This is a genomic window from Alteromonas sp. ABH2_165 (assembly GCF_056159945.1).
The window spans coordinates 291,309-309,793 of record NZ_JBSWWF010000002.1 but is presented as its reverse complement, the minus strand read 5'-3'; the positions used below and the strand labels follow the sequence as shown (position 1 = coordinate 309,793).

The following is an 18,485-nucleotide window of genomic DNA, read 5'->3' as shown; positions in this document are numbered from 1 at the left end:
ACTTTCAAGCAGTTAATTGCAATTTGAAACGATATTTTGATTTGTGCTTACAAAGATAGCTCAAAACATATTGCGTCTAGCATCCATTCATTAAGATTATGTAAACGAATACAACGTGGTGTTTGAAGTTTTGTTGATGGGGGTCGTGAAAAAAGAGAAATCAAATCATTATTAAAAAATAAGCGACCCCTAACAGTCGCTTATTTAAATTGTTGCACTTCAATATCAAATCTTGAAGCGTGCTCCTAATGCGAACGTACGACTATATAAGGAGCTGCCAAAATTATGGGTATCAGGATACTGATAGTAACTTTGGTAGATCTCTTCGGTCAGGTTTGTTGCGTCGAATGTCACAGTGAAGTTTTCAGTTACATCGTAGGTCAGCTGAAAGTCCATTGAACGTTCAGGTTTGCGATACACTCCTAAAGGATTAGCAAATAAACGCGCTTCGTAATTATTCAGGAAGTCATCCCGCCATACGTATGACAGCCTCATGCTTAGCTTACTATTGTCGTAAACAAGTACAGCTGAATAAGAACTATCTGATACACCAAAGATTGGTTGGTTGCTGTACCCATTGAGCTCACCGGTTTCACGATCAAAAATGGGAATATCCTGGCTGGAATCAAGCAAAGTATAACTCGCCTGAACACCCAGTCCGTCTAATAAACCTGGTAAATAATCCGGGAAGTATATTGCTCCGAACTCCCAACCATCCAATTTACCATTTGAAGTATTATCCGGCAGGCTAACAATATAGGTGTATGGCTCATCATCTGTTGGTCCCTGATAGTCTTGTGCAACGACAGAATCGTAAACAAAACCTTCGATGTCACGGGTGAAATAAGTCGCATACAGAGAGCTCTCCGGCGCAAAATACCACTCTAATGAAAAGTCGATATTAGTGGACTCGACAGGCTTAAGATTCGGATTACCACCTGTCGCTGTGCCATAACCAATGTCAGTAACATCAGGGAAGTATCTGACGTACGAATTAAGTTGCGACATTTCCGGCCGGCGAATTGTTTCGGTGTACGCAGCACGTAACATGACATCTTCAGCCAGTTCATAACGCAGTACTAAGCTTGGCAAGAGTGTGTTATCACTTCGCTCAGCGAAGCTCTGCGGAGGAAGACTGCTATCTTCAGTAAAGAAGGTCATGTCTGCATCATTCATTTCATAACGGAGACCAAATTGTCCGTCTAAAACGCGCCCAGCAATTTCAGTATTGAAATCTACCTGCCCGTAAAGAGAAATAGTTGTTTCCTCAATATCGAAGTTATAGAAAACTTCAGGGTTTGTCGGCAGTTCGGCTAGTTCGCGATACTGTTCACGATTATTGAATGCGTAATAACCATCTGCAGAAACCCATGATGAAGGAAAGTTAGCATTACCGTCAAAGAAGTTACTATTTGTGTACTGCAAATTCTCATCATAATCGGTGAGCAACCCGCCTATTGCAGAACCTACATAATCGTAAGCCCCTTCTTTGGCAGTTCTGCGGTCGATAAAGCTTCCGAAACTGACTTTCGTAAAGATGTCGCTATCAAGGAGGTACTCACCGTCTAGTGTCCAAGTAATCGCATCACCTTCTGACGCCGAAGCGTTATCGTAAGCCTCACCGACAGAGTAAAGAGATGCATCTGCAGGATCTGTTTCCGGGTATTCCAATGATGGGATTCCGCTACCGTCATTAACGTCCATGAAAACGCGAGGCTGCACCGTTGTGCCACGAAGCGCAAAAAACTCTGTCGTATATTCGGATGTTTGATAGTAGACCTCAGACTCGATTTTTAGAAAATCCGTAATCTGCCATTCACCACCTAGAGCGAAAAGGTAAGTATCTGTCTTTGCTTTCGACACGTCGCCAGACGTAAAGTTAAAAGCCTCATTCACATATCTGGATTGGATAATGTTTGTGCCATCGATAAGCGTGACCGGATCATTCGGATCTACGTTACCCCACCAGTCTACAAATTGGAAAAATAACGAGTTAAAAGATTCCTGTTCATAACCGTTATAAAACGCTTCGAACGTATAGGTGGAATCGCTATTTGGCGCATATTGCAAGGAAAGATTAACAGCTGGACGTTCACGCTTGCCGGTAAAATCGGATGCAAATATCGCATCGCGGCTCAAATAATACTCAGCGTCAGTACCGTTCAGATTAAGTGTTGAACCGGGAGCAAAAGACAGTCCGGCATCCAGTCCGGGAGACCAGCATTCAGGCGAACATTCTGCAGGGTAAATACGTTGAAGAGGACCATATTCTGTGCCGCCTAACATCGTACCTGAAGGTGAAGAGGTTGTGAAAGGTAACATTGCACCAGCCGTGATGCTTTGGTCTCTGAAATTAGTGCGGGTGTATGCAACGTTTAACAACGCACCCAATTCCCCTTTATCACCCACATCCCAACGGTCAGATGCCAACATACTAATTTGTGGATCAGTTTTGTCAGCTTGTTCCTGATGAACAGCACGACCTGCAAATACAAATGTTTTATCGTCAAAATTAAACGGTCTTTGTGTTTCTACATCAATCTGGCCGGCAATACCGCTACCTATTTGCGATGCTGAACGCGTTTTATAAACACTGACATTACGCAACAAAGCTGCCGGAATATCGGCGAGAGCAACCATTCGACCAGAAGCTGTAAACACGTTGCGGCCATTCACTGTCGTTGTAACATCGTTCAGGCCGCGTATCGTTACAGTATTGACTTCCCCAGCGCCACGGTCGGTAACCTGAACACCCGTTACACGCTGTAATGCTTCAACTACGTTGTTATCCGGAAACTTACCAATATCTTCAGCCACAATAGCATCGACAATTTGAACGTTATTTCTTTTGATATTTATCGCTTTACTTAAACTGGCCCGAACACCTGAAACTTCAATTACTTCAACGTCATCAGATTGGTTACCAGTATCATTTGATGTATTGGACGGTGCTGTCTGCGCAATTGCAGCATTGCATGACAGTGCAAATAAAACAGCACTGGCAAGGTGTGTTCGGTTAAACATTTAGTTAAGTACTCCGGTTGAGATGTCGCTAAAATGGTCCGCGATATCCAAAAAAAAGGCACATTACTGAGGCAATCAGCACGTCGGGTAGCAGTTCTGGCAGACCATTTTCCCTGTTAAAGATTTGTTACCCCCTTTTGATACTATTGTATGATATATTTTCTGTCAACAGGATTAATTTAACGATTTATAAACATGCAGCGCTAGACTGCTTAAATTCGATTATCTGGTTTGCATTATGCGTATGCACCAAGAAATTTGGCTTTTTTTCAGTGTAATAGCGATGATCTATCGCAAAGATTCGGGAAATTTTATGCTTGACTTGTTGCTTTATTTCAAAAGATTATCCGCCAATTTACTTCATTTTTACCGGTATTTCGGCAGAACCCCTTCAATTAAATACTACAATAGTACATTTCGTATAAAATGAATGCTTTGCAGGCCTCGTATCCTTACTATGGTATTCAAATGAACTTCCGGAGTACGAAACTATGTTCAAGAAATGTAATAAAATTTCAGATTAAAAAAGCCCGGTTTGACCGGGCTTCAGTAAAACTGTGAAAAAACTGATATTAAAGTTGATACCTCATTCCCAGTGCATAAGTGCGACTGTAAATCCCACTCGAGAAGTTATAAATATCAGGATATTGATAATATGCCTGAAATACCTCGTCAGTAAGATTGGTAGCATCGAATGTCAGCACCAGGTTATCGTTCACATTGTACGAAAGCTGGAAATCTAAGCTTTGTTCCGGAGCACGATAGCGCGCCAATGGGTTCGCAAAGATAGCCGCTTCGTTATCGTATCGGAAGGCATCCCGCCATACGTAGGACAAACGAGTACTGAATTTTTCCCTTTCGTACGCCAGAACAACACTTAATGATTCGTCAGAGACACCAAACATTTCTACCGTTTCATAGTCAATAGGATCTGGGTTGGTCGGATCTTCTAAGTCGAAAATTGGCAAATCCTGAGACGAATCTAATGTTGTATAGCTAGCCTGAATACCTGCTCCTTGTAGCCATGCAGGCAGATCATCCGGGAAATAGACCAGGCCAAGCTCCATACCCTCTAAGCTGCCGTTCGCTGAATTAGCCGGTTGGGTAAGAATATGCAGCAACTCGCCAATTTCTTCACCATTTTCATCAGTGTCGTCCGGGTAATCGTAATACACCTCAGAGCGGGAATTTACCACAAGGCCGTCGATGTCACGTTTAAACCAGGTAGCATAAATAGCGTTGCCCTCGCCAAAATAGTATTCCAGCGAAATATCCAGGTTTGTTGAGATGACCGGCGCAAGTGCAGGGTTGCCTGATGAAGCCGTTCCCGTACCAACTGAAGTCACACCTTTGGTGTACGTGGTATAAGGGTTAAGTGACCCAAAGTCCGGACGACGCATTGTTTCTGTGTATGAGAAACGAAGCATGTAGTCATCCCAAAAATTATAGCGGGCGAGGAATGTAGGAAGCACTTCGCTACTTTCATTCTCACCGCTGTCCTGCTCAACAATCTGATTAACGGTGTCTACACGAACAAAGCTATAAGGCGTGCTGGCATCGGTATAACGCACACCGATGGCGCCATCGAGGAAACCGCCAGGAACATCGTATTCATATTTCGCCTGCACATATAAATCGAGTGTAGTTTCGTCGGCTTCAAATGTAGGCCGTAAGATCAGCGATGCGCCACCGGTTAGGTAATCATCTACAGGCTGACCGTTTTCATCGGTAAAACCGTAAAGCTCCCTAAAGTAATCTACGTTATCAACCATGTAGTCAACATTCCCAATCAACCAGCCATCAGGAAACTCTGCCCGGCCATCAAAGAAGTTTTCGGTTCTGTCGAGAAATTCTTCTGGCATATCTGTCATCGGAATATCATATTGATTAACGATCACATTTGCTGCGCGACTTTCGTTACTTAACTCTCGTTTTTCATACAGCAAACCAAAATCTACCTCCATTATTCCAGCGAAATCAGTAAGCCACTCTGCATCCACATACAGCGCATTCGACGTACCTTCATCGCGAGAACCATTGTCCCACGCAGGCCCCATCGAATATAAACGCGGGTCGTAAAGGTCAGATTCATCTATTTCGCCGGTCGCAGGGTTATCATGGAAGGTTAAGCCGGCAATTCCCTCACCGGTGTTGAAGTCGGCAGTCATTGCGTAGTAATCGTGCAACAGTCGAACCGCAAAAAAGTCTGAGGTGAACACGCTCTTTTGCGACACTATTTCTGCAGATAGTGTGAATTCTTCGGTAAGAGACCATTCTCCACCGAAAGCAAACATCAGGGTGTCTGTTTGGCGTTCATCAACGTCCGTACTGTTAAAGTCAGTCTCCCATACACCATAGCGGGGGTCACCATCATAGACAGTGCGCTCTTTCACGATATTTGTACCCTCATAAAAGACAATATCGTCATTGAAATTTACGTTATAAGCAGAATCGGGATAGGCAAAAAACAGACTGTTTCTTACCCGCTCACGATAGCCGTTATAGAACACCTCGAACACATAACTTGAGTAATCGTCAGGCGCCCACTGAAACGACAGATTCAGCGCAGGTCGCTCCCGTTTACCGGATAAATCGGAGGCAAAAATAGCATCTCTGGACAAGATATAATCATTTTCGTAGCCATTGGTATTCAGGGTAGAGCCACTGGCAAACGGCAGCCCGTTTTCTAAGCCCGGATCCCAATAAGCCGAATTGATTCGCTCGTATGCAGGGAACTCACCACTATTCCCAAACCGGTCTAGTCCCTCTCCTTCAGGACTTGCGGTAAAATACGGAAACACGGCACCAGCGGTAATACCCTGGTCACGCCAGTTTGTGCGTGCATAAGCTACATTTACCAGCGCTCCAAATTTACCGTAATCAGTGTCCCAGTTGTTGCTGAGCATCACACTCAGGTTCGGATCAACGGTACCTTCCTGATCAGAGTATATTCCGCGTCCCGCAAAGGCGAACTTACTCCCTTCGAAATTGAAGGGGCGGTTGGTTATTACATCAACCTGACCGGCAATACCGCTAGGCACTTTGTCTGCCGAGCGCGCTTTGTACACATCAACCCGGTTAATCAGCGAAGCCGGTGTATCAGCCATCGTATAAAAGCGGCCTGTGGAGATATACATTTGTCGCCCGTTCACTGTAGTAGTGATATCGGTTAAGCCGCGAATTGACAACGTACCTACTTCACCCCGATCCCGGTTAGTTACCTGTACGCCGGGTACTCGCTGTAATGCCTCTATTACATTGTTGTCAGGAAACTTACCGATATCTTCGGCAACGATTGAATCGACTACTTCAATTTTTTCCCGCTTAATATCTAGGCTTTTTGCCAGTGATCCGCGAATACCGGAGACCTGAATGACTTCTACAGCATCCTCTTCACTATTTTCTGTTTGTTCATTTTGCTGTGCAATAGCAGCAGGGGTGAGCGTCATTAAAGATGCAGCCACGGCTGTGCTTAAAAAAGTGGGTTTAAACATGGTTTTCTCCCGGATTCTCTGTACCCTTTTTTTCGGGTCTTATCTTGTTGTCCTTTGACCGGGAGAGCATTCTCCCGGCCTCACCCGTTTCTTAGTTGCTGCCTTCAGTAAACAGCGCCTGTACATCGTCTGCAGACAGCGGGTCGTCGTAGATAACCAACTCATCCATCAAGCCTGAAAAGTTTGCATCCCAGGGGAACAAATTCGTGGCCAGCGAAAAGCCCGAATTAGCTCCGGATGCTGTAAACACGTCAGGAAAATTTTCCAATTCGCTGACCAGTTCACCGTTGATGTATCCGTAAAAGGTGCCTTCGTTGACGACAAAAACGATATGTGTCCAGCTACCTGTCGGTATTTGCGCGTTTAATGTGCCATCGAACCATTGTTCTCCAGACCACACCATGGTGTCACCGGAGCCTGGACCAAACGGTACTAAACTTATCCAGCTGTTCGACGCAGCATAGCCAAAGAACGTAGTCGTAAACTGGTTTAACGAGGCAGGGTTCAACCACATCGATACTGCATAGCTGTAGTCTGAAATAAGACCATCTGGTAACTTGACGCCCGGTCCCTGATCACCTTTGAACTCCGCAGCCAAGCCGACTACACCAGCCTGATAAGTCAGCGACGTATCTGCTGGAACGATAAGGGGCGCGTCTGCAGTTTTAGTGGCTTCTTCGCCGGCAGCAAAGTTGCCTTGCGCGTCTTCGAGGTTCTCCTCGAAACTAAAGCGCGCAATGGCTTCAGGAGGGGTGTTTGAAATGACATTGGCTACGAAAGACTTCGTCACCGACTGACCAGCCAGAGAAATTGTCGCAGTCAGGGTCACTTCTGCATCCGCTTCACCACGGGCCGGACGGGTAACTTTTCCGGTAGCAGGATCGATAACCGCAGTATTACTTGATTCCCAATTCAACGCCGAAGCAAACGGTCCGGTATGTGGCAGTGCAATATCGGTGATAACGAAGTCCAGATTGCCAAGATCCAAATCTGCCTGAGCAATATTCACCAGTGCTTCTGCCGGTAACTGCTCAACATCCAGCGCTGAGATTTCAGCTGCAGACAATGCTTCGTCATAAATTTTCAATTCATCATATTGAGCATTCAGGGGGACATCCCAGAAGTTAAGACCAAGGGAGATGATTGCGCCTTCAGGCCGTACAGTAAAAATATCCCTGACAGACGACGCTGTTCCCACCAGCGTGCCATCATAGAAAATGCTGACGAAGCCCTGGTCTACCGAGAATGCCACGTGATGCCATTCATTAAGCGGGAAGGCAACGCCCGAGAGTCCGTCAAACCAGCTGACAGCCCCTTCATCATCCACGTAGTTAGCCCAGACCATAAGCTCTGCATTCCAGCTAACAGGCAGGAAGCTGATCCAGCGATCGGTTTGATTTGCCGCGAAAAAAGCAGGGCTAAAGAACTGCGTTTGTGCGGTATTCAGCCAGAAAGAGACTGTGTACTGATAACTGTCAATGAGGTTGTCCGGCAATAATATGCCGTACGAACCATCCAGGTTAACGGCACGACCCTGTGCACCATCCGAGAATACAGCACTGGCACTGGTGAACGAATTGACGTCCGTAACAGACTGCGCATCGTCATAATTCATCAGTGAGTCATCGAGGCTGTCCTCGAAGGAGTACCATGCTGTGCGGTTGTACGTAGAACGGGCAATCACTTTGACGTCTTTTGTTACAGACAGCGTTTGTCCATTGATATCAACGTTGGCTGTAAGCGTAACGACCTGATCGCCCTCATCCACGTTAGGCCGGGTGACTGCACCTGAAGCAGATATAAATTGCGGGTGGCTGGACTCCCAGGAGATAACAGCTCCCCGTGCACCAGTGCTTTGCAAAGACAGGTCGTTTTTCACCTCCAGCATGGCATCAGGGTTTGCCGGATTAGCAAATGCAACATCAATGGCGTTACTGATGTCATCAACCACGTCAGCAACAGACTGCTCAGGCAGTTTCGCTGCCAGTAAACTCTCACCGGCACCGCTTAATGCAGAGATGACAACTTCAAAACGGGCATCTTCCACGTTCCACTGCCACTTGGCGACGCCTTCATAAACCGTGTCATCATCGATGGTAAGGCGGACCCGCGACGGTTCGTCACTGTATAGTTTATATGTACCGGTCAGCTGCCCCTGAATACTGCGCCCTTGCGAATTTAAGGTAACGTAAACAGACTCGTGTTCATCGCCATTGCTATCATTGCTTTGCAGGATAAGACGGTAATCACCTGCAACATCCTCTGCATCAGTGACATTCTCTCCGTCAACTGGCGCGTAGCGATGTGGCGAAACGACCAACCAATCGTCGTTGTTAATCCACATCTCATGCACCCGCACGGCATGCGCCTCCGGATTGTCGTAGCGACCTTCCTCATCAGGAAAACGGGTGTGGGTGAACAGCAGATATTTATCCAACTCCTCATCATATAAAGCTGAATTGTGGCCCGGCGCATTATAACCGTACTGACTAGAAGTCTCACCGAAGGCCGACGACCACAGATGACTACCTAGGAGTTTGTTACCGTAATTGTTAGCAACAGTCGCACCGGTCATATCATTACCTGCCGCATCCAGGTAAGGGCCGTCTGGCGTTCTTGAGCGGGCAACACGGATGTTATAACCGTCACCGGCTGCAAATCCCGCATTTGACCAGAACAAATAATAATAATCGCTGTCGGGGCTGTAGATGACAAATGCACCTTCAATGGCGTTATAGTTGCCGCCCACAAGGTGTTTACCGTAACCTTGCCCGGCTTCCGGCATACCTGTTTGCTCATCCATCGCTAATACAAAAATACCGCCGGAGTAAGAGCCGTACACCATCCACAGATTATTGTCTTTGTCATAAAACGCTGCCGGGTCTATTGCATTGGGATGCACAGACGGATTATAGCTTTCCACACCGTCAACGGGGTAGGCGGCTAGCTCTGCTTCATCGCGATACCCAGATCTCAGGAAAACGCCTCTATCCACGTAAGGGCCTTCGACAGAGTCGGACGTTGCCAGGCCGAGATACGAGCGGTGCCAGCAAACCTCGTCACGTTCAGGCGTGTCAGGGTTGTCCTGTGCGCAGTGATTATAATAAAACCAAAACTCACCATCTGGGGCTTGTATAACATCAGATGCCCAACTGCCGGTGAAATCATCGGTCCAGGCGATACCTTCCGCAAACTCCGTGGAATAAGTATTAAATAACGGAGATTCATCCACCAAATTATTGGCGCTTAATGACGAAATATATTCCCACGTTTGTAGATCTGTTGTTTTCGCGGCTGCCAGATGCGAACCGAATATGTAGTAAGTACCATCTACCTTTACAACAGACGGGTCGTGTACGCCGATATCCATATATCCACTGCTATCGGCAATTGAAGTCGTGGGATTAGCCAACGTTTGGTTGTCAACTACCGTGATGGTTTCAGGGGGAGTGCTATCTCCCCCTGAACCGCCACACCCTGTGACACAGAGGATGCTGCTCACGATGAGCGCCGATCTAGGTTTCATTCTCGTTTTCCCTCAGGATTTATTATTATGCTCTTTACGATAAAGAGCGTTGTCATACGACGAATGGCAAAGTAAAGTGACCAACATCGCAATAAAGTAATACAATAGTATTTTTAAAATATTTACATCTTCTACATTAATATTACAATACTATTAAACAATTTTTTTACATTAGTTCTAATAATCAGATGTTTTGATTGGCGGCCAGACTTGGGGAAATGTCAGAATATCAACGTAATATCAGAACCTTACTATTTAACCAGTGCCACACCATGTGTTGTTAAAAATTTGGCATGGTGAATTCAGGTCACAACAAGGAATTTACATGAAACGTGTATTGTTATCTTCAGCGGCTTTGCTTTTAAGCGGGCAAGTGTTCGCACAGAATCCGATTATTACCGATGTGTTCACTGCCGATCCGGCAGCCATGGTGCATGATGGTACGGTATATCTCTACACGGGCCACGATGAGGCGCCCAACAACGATGTCTTCTTCGAAATGCACGATTGGCTAGCCTATTCTTCCACCGATATGGTGAACTGGAAGTCACATGGTCCCATTATGAAAGCCACTGATTTCAGCTGGGCGAAAGGCGATGCCTGGGCGTCACATATGATTGAAAAGGATGGCAAATTTTACTTTTTCACCACCGTCCGTCACAAAGACGACAAACCCGGTTTTGCTATTGGGGTAGCGGTATCAGACTCTCCGACAGGCCCCTTTAAGGACGCCATCGGTCATGCCCTTGTCACAGATGATATGACCAAACAGACGCCGAATGACTGGGATGATATCGACCCTGCAATTTATGTTGAAGAAAATGGCGACACCTACATGTTCTTCGGCAATCTGGTACCGAAATACGTCAAGTTATCAGACAACTTGCTGGAACTGGATGGTGAGATAAAAGTCATTGATGTCCCAAATTATACAGAAGCTTCCTGGGTTCATAAAAAAGGCGATAACTACTACTTTTCCTACGCTTGCGAGTTTCCGGAAAAGATTTGCTATGCGATGAGTAAAAGTATTCACGGTCCGTGGGAGTATAAGGGCATTTTGAATGAAGTCGCGGGCAATACCGAAACAAATCACCAGTCTATTATTGAATTTAAGGGCCAGGATTATTTCATTTATCACACCGGTGCTTTGCCTCCGAAAGGCGATAAGCCAAGTGGCGGACGGTTCCGCCGCTCAGTTGCAGTGGATCCTCTTCACTACAATAAAGATGGCTCGCTGCAACGGGTCATTATGACAACAGAAGGCGTTACTCGATCAACCAAGGAAGATTAATATGCAACGTAAACTACTGAAAATTTCACTATTAACTGCGTCGATATTGGCGGGTAACGCATCGGCTGCCAACCATGAAGTAACAATCAGCGCGAACCTTCAAGACCGTGGTGCTGTCATTAATAAAGATATTTACGGCCAGTTTGCCGAGCATCTCGGGCACGGAATTTACGAAGGGTTGTGGGTCGGTGAAGACTCGGAAATCCCAAACACAAAAGGGTTCCGGAATGATGTTGTCGGGGCCCTGAAAGACATCAAAGTACCGCTGATCCGCTGGCCAGGAGGCTGTTTCGCCGATGAATACCATTGGCGCGAAGGGATTGGCCCCAAAGATGAACGCCCGGTAAAAGTTAACACGCACTGGGGTGGCGTTGAAGAAACCAATGCTGTGGGTACTCACGAATTCTTCGATTTAGCTGAACTCATTGGTGCAGATGTCTACATTAACGGGAATCTGGGTAGTGGTACCGTGCAGGAAATGGCGGAATGGGTTGAATACATGACGTCTGATAAAAACTCTACCCTGGCCAATGAGCGACGCGCTAACGGACGCGAAGAACCCTGGGACATTAAATACTTCGGCATTGGCAATGAATCATGGGGTTGTGGTGGTCACATGGACCCTGATTACTATGTAAACCTGTATCGTCAGTACGCCACGTTTATCAAAACCCCTAAGGGCAAGAGGCCTCTCCTGGTGGGTAGCGGTGGTGACACAGATAATACGGAATGGACAGACGTTCTGAGTGCAAACATCGACCGTAATATGGATGGTATCAGTTACCACTTCTACACCCTTCCCACCAGTGACTGGCAGAAAAAAGGGCATGCTACCGAGTTCGATAACGCCATGTGGTTTAAAACCATGGAGCGCACTTATCGGATGGAAACTTACCTGAAGAATAATATCGACATCATGGATAAGAATGATCCTGACGGTAAGCTGGGCTTTTATGTGGATGAATGGGGTACGTGGTACGACGCTGAAGAAGGGCGGGAGCCCGGTTTCCTGTATCAGCAAAATACGCTTCGTGATGCTGTGGTAACAGCAGTAAACCTGAATCTATTCCACGAATACGCCAGACGTGTTCATATGACGAATATCGCGCAGATGGTAAACGTATTACAAGCGATGATCTTAACGGATGGCGCGAAGATGGTGAAAACACCCACCTATCATGTTTATGGCATGTATACGGTGTTTCAGGACGCCACATCCATTCCTTTCAAACTGGATACATCGCGCTATTCAATGAACGGGGAAGATTTACCGGCTGTAACAGGTTCACTGGCAATAGGCACGGATGGCCATGTGTATTTAGCTTTGGTTAATATGGACCCGACGGAAGATGCCGACATTGATCTGAACCTTGATGGTAAGGTAAATAAAACCTTGTCCGGCAGTATTCTCACCGCTGATATCATTACCGCAAAAAACACTTTCGACGATCAACATAGCTTAGAGCCTGAGCCATTCAAAGCAAGGGCTGATAAGTTGGTGCTTCCGGCGAAATCAGTGGTGGTACTGACGTTAAACTGATTAAACAGCATAACCAAATAAAAACGGGCTGGTGTGTATTCACCAGCCCGTTTTTTGCTCTTTTACGGCCATAAAAAAGAGAAGGTACCGCCCTACAATCGGATACCCTCTCTTCAACGAAAAAACTGCGACAATACGTTTAAGGCTCTATTGCGGCTCACGCAAATGAAACACTTGGCACTTTGTGCCTAAATCAGGTTGCTGGGCTATATTGGTCCCCTCGGCTAACCCGCAGTCACTTACGCCCATAGCTTGTTTGGTATATCGGTTAAATAACATCACACCACCGCCATCTGCAGGGCTAATACGCCACTGTGCAGTGGGCTCGCCACAACTCACCATAGACAAATTCGCGCCGGGCACGACGGCATTGTCATCTGTACCAATGCACAGCGAATCGTTTCCTGCCGTTTTTAAACTAACGTAGCCGGTATCTGTGGGCACAAACTGCCAGTATTGCGCAGGTGTCTTATCGAAGCCCCGCTGCTCTACATTCGCACCATCCGACAGTGCATCATTGTGAACAGACAACGCTTTACCGCTTTGCTCACTCAGGATCACTACATCACCAGTTGGCCGGAGCTGCCATTGTGAACAGGCACTGTCTTCGTTTTGTTGAAGTACCGCCTGATTTTCTGAAGCAGAACATCCAGCCACCGCAAGAGGCTTACCAGAGTAACGGTTCGTCAATGTGACATTGCCGTCGATACCGCTCTCTACTTTAAACTCCTGACAGAAGTTATTCCGCCACGCAGCCGATTGCACACGGGCATTCTCACTGGTACTGCAGTTCGCCACTTCAAGGAATTTACTGTCTTCACGGTTGGCAAGGCGCACAAAGCCATCAGAAGTGGCATCCAGGATCCATTGTCCGTTAGTTGCTGCACACTGACGCTGCACCGCTCGGTTGTCTTGCGGACCAGAAGAAATATCCAGACACAAATCGCTCGTTGCATTAACTAACTGATAGCGCTGTCCCTGTACTCTTGTTACCAACGGACCGTTTTCTCCGGAAGGAGGTGGCACAACGACTCCCGGGGTTAACGGTTCACCGAAATCCGGTAATCCGTCCTGTTGCCACTCAAATTTTTGCGCCCGCAAAGAGCGGGTTGCTGAGCAACCATGCTCCACGGAATCATTACCGTGATAAACCAGCCAGTCTTCCCCGCCATCCGGAGAGGTGAAAAAGCCATTGTGGCCGGGACCGAAGACCTTATCTGTGCGCACAAATACCGGATCATCAAATTTCTTCCATGCTGCGGCATCCATCGGATCATCACCAACCAGCTCAAGCATACCCAGTTTGTAATCCGGGGTATTACAGAAGCTGGCAGAGTAAGTCATAAATGTACGACCATCGTGCTGCAGAATTTCAGCGCCTTCAGTTACCTTGCGTCCGCTGATTTCCCAGTCCAGTTCAGGCCGGGTAAGCACTGTGTGAGGCTGGTCAGCCTTGAGCGTCCACGGGTTTTCCATTTCAGCAATGATGTTCATTTGCTGATCACCGCGCCATTGCGAATAAATCACATACAATTTTCCTTTGTATTCAAGGTAATTGCCGTCGATATTCCACACATCGGGCATCAGCGCGCCTTTATACTGGTATGGTCCCATCGGATCATCGCCGGCGCTTTCCAGCACGTTCAAATGCTGAAAGTCCAGCGTACCGTCTCTGCCTGCGGTGTACATCATGTACCAGCGATAGCCTTCTGGTCCTTTAAGACGGTGGAACTCAAAAGCCCAAAAGTTACAGCACCGATCAGACTCGGTAGCCGACCACACATTCACCGGCTTTGCATCGGCTAGACCAGCAAGTGTCGGTGACTTGCGCATCACTAATTCAGACGTCCAGGTTGTAGTAGTAAGGTAGTAATTACCATCCCAGTATTCCAACCACGGATCCGCACCATTAGGGAAAAGTGGATTTGTGAACGTACCACTTTTTCGAATATCACTTTTATCTGCAGTTTCACCGGTCGGCGTAGCCGGCGTCGATGAGCATGCAGTCAAACCAAAAGCCACCAGCAATGACGCCGCAAGCGTTTTTAACTTCATAGATTTCATTGAATCACTCATTCCCTTCTACTTCGTACCAAACTCATAAACAATGCGTGTGGAGTATACTTCACCCGGGTTGAGTACAGTGCTGGCAAAATCAGGTTGATTCGGTGAATCAGGGTTGTGCTGAGGCTCAAGGCAGAAGCCGGAACGCAGTGTATGGCTCATGCCTTCCTGCTGAGTGCTGCCATCAAGGAAGTTGCCTGAGTAAAACTGTACAGCGGGCTCAACGGTGTACACGGTAAGAGTACGACCGGTTTTAGGCTCATAGACATTTGCTGCCTCTATTAAATCATCGCTGGGCGCGTCTTTAATCACGAAATTATGATCGAAGCCCTGACCAAGAGACAGCTGTTTATCTTTAGCGTCAATGTCTTTTCCAATCGCTTTAGGCTGTGTGAAATCAAACGGGGTTCCCTTTACAGATACGACTTCACCGGTAGGGATTAGGCCGCCATCAACCGGCGTGTATCTGTCGCCGTTAATTTGCAGTTTATGATCAAGAATGTCGCCTTTACCCTGCAGATTAAAATAAGAATGCTGAGTAAAGTTCGCAATAGTTGGCTTATCAGTGGTTGCAGTGAATGCCATATCCAGCGTATTGCTGTTGGTCAGTGTGTATGTCACCTGCGTGTCTAGTTTTCCCGGGTAACCCTGGTCACCATCAGGACTTGTGAGCGTTAGCACAACCCCGGCACTATTTTCAGTGACAAAGGGAGCCATCTGCCACACCTTCTTATCGAAACCCTGTACGCCGCCATGAAGATGATTATCACCATCGTTGGTTGCTAATTGGTATTCTGTGCCGTTCAGAGTGAACTTACCTTCTGCAATACGGTTACCATACCGGCCGATAATGGCACCAAAGTAATAACCAGCGGACAAATAGTCTTCCAGTTTGTCGAACCCCAGCACGATATTGCCTAATTGACCTTTCTTATCTGGTGTAAGTAAACGGGTGATGGTGCCGCCGTAGCTTATAACATCGACCTCCACGCCGTTGCTGTTTTTTAACGTAACCCTATAGACCGGCGTGCTGTCTGGCATCGCCCCGTAATAACTTGAACTAGCAGAAGGTTGATTATTCACGTTTTTGACTTCCTGTGCCTGTGAAGGGCTTAGTACCAGGCTGGTCATGAACAACACGGCCATTTTCACGCTGGTTTTAAAACTGCCCTGAGAAAAAGAAGAAATGGTTTTATGTTGATATTCGGATACAGACATGAAATACAGTTCCCTAACTAATTTTATACTTTTATATTACAAATAGCATAAGTAAAGCAAGGGGTGATTCCGATTTCGTTTAAAAAAATGTTAAATTTGGACTCTACCGTCTTTTACCAAGATACAATCCATTCCCGCACGCTGCGCGGCTTCAAAACCAATCTCGGTGTCTTCAAAAACAACACATTTTTCAGGTGCAACGTCCATTAGCTCAGCCACTTTCAAAAATGTTTCAGGATGCGGCTTCCCATGTGTCACATCTGTCGCCGTTACCAGTGCATCTAATTTATCTAATAAACCATGATGTTCCAGCAAATGAAGCGCGTGATTTCTCTCTGAGCCAGTTCCGATACCGATCTTCAAGTCAGGGCGGTAGTGATGAAAAATATCAACGGTTTCAGCAATGATTTCTGGCATTAAATCCATGGATTCCCAAACTTTACGCTTGTGCAATGCAACCATATCCGGACTATGTGCTAGTCCGTATTTATCATTCAGGATCTCTACAGTTTTACGCGTGGGTACACCGCCTAGTCCGTACATATATTTTAAATCGAACGGAATACCAAACTCTTCACAGGTCATTCGCCACGCCTCCATATGTGCCCCCATGGAATCGATAAGCGTGCCATCCATATCAAACACTATGCCCTCGTAAGCGCTTAAATTTACCATTTTAGATCCTCAATTATTTCACAGACAGATTCGGATGCCGGAAAAAGAAACTGACGCACATGGCGTCAGTTTCAAAAAGTAAAGCAACTTTACTGCTGCTATATTGCAGTACAAAGTAGAGCAGAAGTCCCTTCAGTTAGATTCCTTGCTTAAGCATATAGTATGCTGCATTTGAACGTAACTCAGACTTGAACGAACGAATCGTCGTATCACTGTCGATGACGACAGTTTCTACGCCAGCCATTTCTGCATAATCGATAATTATATCTGTAGTAACCGCCTGGCTGTATGCAGTGTGGTGCGCACCTCCTGCATGAATCCACGCCGCAGCTGCAACTGACAGATTCGGCTTAGGCTCCCACAGCGCTGAAGCAACTGGCAAATGAGGCGTTTCTGCAGGCTGCTTAACCGTATCAACTTCATTGATCAGAATACGGAACCTGTTACCCATATCAATTGGTGATACATTAATCGCCGGGCCCTGTTTGGCTTCAAACAATAAGCGACCAACATCACATTTAACACCAATAGTATGACGGTGAACTTCCAGGCGAGGCTTGGCTGAAGCTATTGATGGGCAAACCTCTAACATGTGAGCACCTAGCGCCTGATCTTTTGCACCAAAATTATAGGTGTAGTCTTCCATGAACGAACAACCACCTTCACGACCCTGCCCCATTACTTTCATGATGCGAACCATCGCTGAGGTTTTCCAGTCGCCTTCGCCACCATAGCCATAGCCTTTGGCCATCAGGCGTTGAGTTGCCAAACCCGGTAACCCAGTTAGCCCTGATAAGTTTTCGAAGCAGTTAGTAAGTGCTTTGTAGTTGCCACCATCAAGAAAACGCTGCATACCTAATTCAAGACGAGCCTCGTTTTTCAGCATGTCAACGTTATAAGTGTCTTTCCACGTTGCATCTGAAATCACGTATTCCTGATGATATAGATCTAACTGTGTTGCAATATCAGCATCGGAAACGGCGTTTACTACATCAGATAACTCACCTAACCCGTGAGCATGCACTTCATAACCAAATTGGATTTGTGCTGCAACTTTGTCGCCTTCAGTTACCGCCACCTGGCGCATGTTGTCACCAAAGCGTGCAACTTTCAGGCTTTGACTTTCAGCCCAACCTAGCGCAGCGCGACACCAATCATCAATCTGGTCCTGCACTTCCGGACGCTGCCAGTGTCCAACTACAACTTTTCGGTCTTTTCGCATGCGTGTGCCAATAAACCCAAATTCCCGGTCACCGTGTGCACTTTGGTGCGTGTTCATGTAGTTCATATTAATGTCGTCCCACGGCAGGGCGGCATTAAACTGGGTATGTAAGTGTAGCCAGGGTTTTCTTAATTCACTTAATCCGGCTATCCACATTTTTGCTGGAGAAAACGTGTGCATCCATAATACTAAACCGACACAGTCAGCATTCGCATTGGCTTGTTGACACACCGCATGGATTTCTTCCGGTGATTTTACGGTAGGTTTGAAAACCATATTTACCGGCAGCTTGCCGCACTCATTTAAACCGGCAACAATGGCTTGGCTGTTTGCTGCAACGTTTTCTAATACTTTTGGCCCATACAGGTGTTGAGAACCTGTGACAAACCAAACTTCTTTCGTTATCGTCGTCATATTTAAATCCTCTCTAT

9 protein-coding genes are annotated in these 18,485 nt (G+C 46.5%); 2 read left to right on the top strand and 7 right to left on the bottom strand.

The annotated features are described in order from the left end of the window. Positions 1-225 precede the first annotated feature (225 nt). From ACXAFQ_RS05970 to ACXAFQ_RS05960, 3 genes are all read right to left on the bottom strand, one after another. Positions 226-3,024, bottom strand: coding sequence for a TonB-dependent receptor (locus tag ACXAFQ_RS05970; protein WP_474818772.1), 2,799 nt, complete (start codon positions 3,022-3,024; stop codon positions 226-228). Positions 3,025-3,596: 572 nt separating this feature from the next. Beyond that, positions 3,597-6,518, bottom strand: coding sequence for a TonB-dependent receptor (locus ACXAFQ_RS05965; RefSeq protein WP_474818771.1), 2,922 nt, complete (start codon positions 6,516-6,518; stop codon positions 3,597-3,599). Between the two features lie 91 nt (positions 6,519-6,609). After that, positions 6,610-10,044 carry a LamG-like jellyroll fold domain-containing protein gene (locus ACXAFQ_RS05960; protein WP_474818770.1) on the bottom strand — a complete coding sequence of 1,145 codons (3,435 nt, stop codon included), beginning with the start codon at positions 10,042-10,044 and terminating at the stop codon, positions 6,610-6,612. A 325-nt stretch (positions 10,045-10,369) separates the two neighbouring features. On the opposite strand from ACXAFQ_RS05960, the gene ACXAFQ_RS05955 reads away from it, so the two are divergent. Together ACXAFQ_RS05955 and ACXAFQ_RS05950 are read left to right on the top strand one after the other, a co-directional pair. Further along, positions 10,370-11,335 carry a glycoside hydrolase family 43 protein gene (locus tag ACXAFQ_RS05955; protein WP_474818769.1) on the top strand — a complete coding sequence of 322 codons (966 nt, stop codon included), beginning with the start codon at positions 10,370-10,372 and terminating at the stop codon, positions 11,333-11,335. 1 nt (position 11,336) lies between these two features. Then, a complete protein-coding gene (locus ACXAFQ_RS05950; RefSeq protein WP_474818768.1) occupies positions 11,337-12,875 on the top strand; it encodes an alpha-N-arabinofuranosidase in 1,539 nt (512 codons plus the stop codon). A gap of 147 nt (positions 12,876-13,022) precedes the next feature. On the opposite strand, the gene ACXAFQ_RS05945 is transcribed toward ACXAFQ_RS05950, so the two are convergent. The 4 genes from ACXAFQ_RS05945 to araA form a co-directional block, all read right to left on the bottom strand. Then, entirely contained in the window at positions 13,023-14,951 is a 1,929-nt protein-coding gene (locus ACXAFQ_RS05945; protein ID WP_474818767.1) for a family 43 glycosylhydrolase, read from the bottom strand. Between the two features lie 6 nt (positions 14,952-14,957). After that, complete coding sequence (locus ACXAFQ_RS05940) at positions 14,958-16,157, bottom strand: aldose epimerase family protein (RefSeq protein WP_474818766.1); 1,200 nt, start codon at positions 16,155-16,157, stop codon at positions 14,958-14,960. Positions 16,158-16,247: 90 nt separating this feature from the next. Beyond that, positions 16,248-16,832, bottom strand: coding sequence for a beta-phosphoglucomutase family hydrolase (locus ACXAFQ_RS05935; RefSeq protein ID WP_474818765.1), 585 nt, complete (start codon positions 16,830-16,832; stop codon positions 16,248-16,250). Between the two features lie 136 nt (positions 16,833-16,968). Next, positions 16,969-18,468 carry an L-arabinose isomerase gene (gene araA / locus ACXAFQ_RS05930; protein ID WP_474818764.1) on the bottom strand — a complete coding sequence of 500 codons (1,500 nt, stop codon included), beginning with the start codon at positions 18,466-18,468 and terminating at the stop codon, positions 16,969-16,971. Between the last annotated feature and the right edge of the window lie 17 nt (positions 18,469-18,485).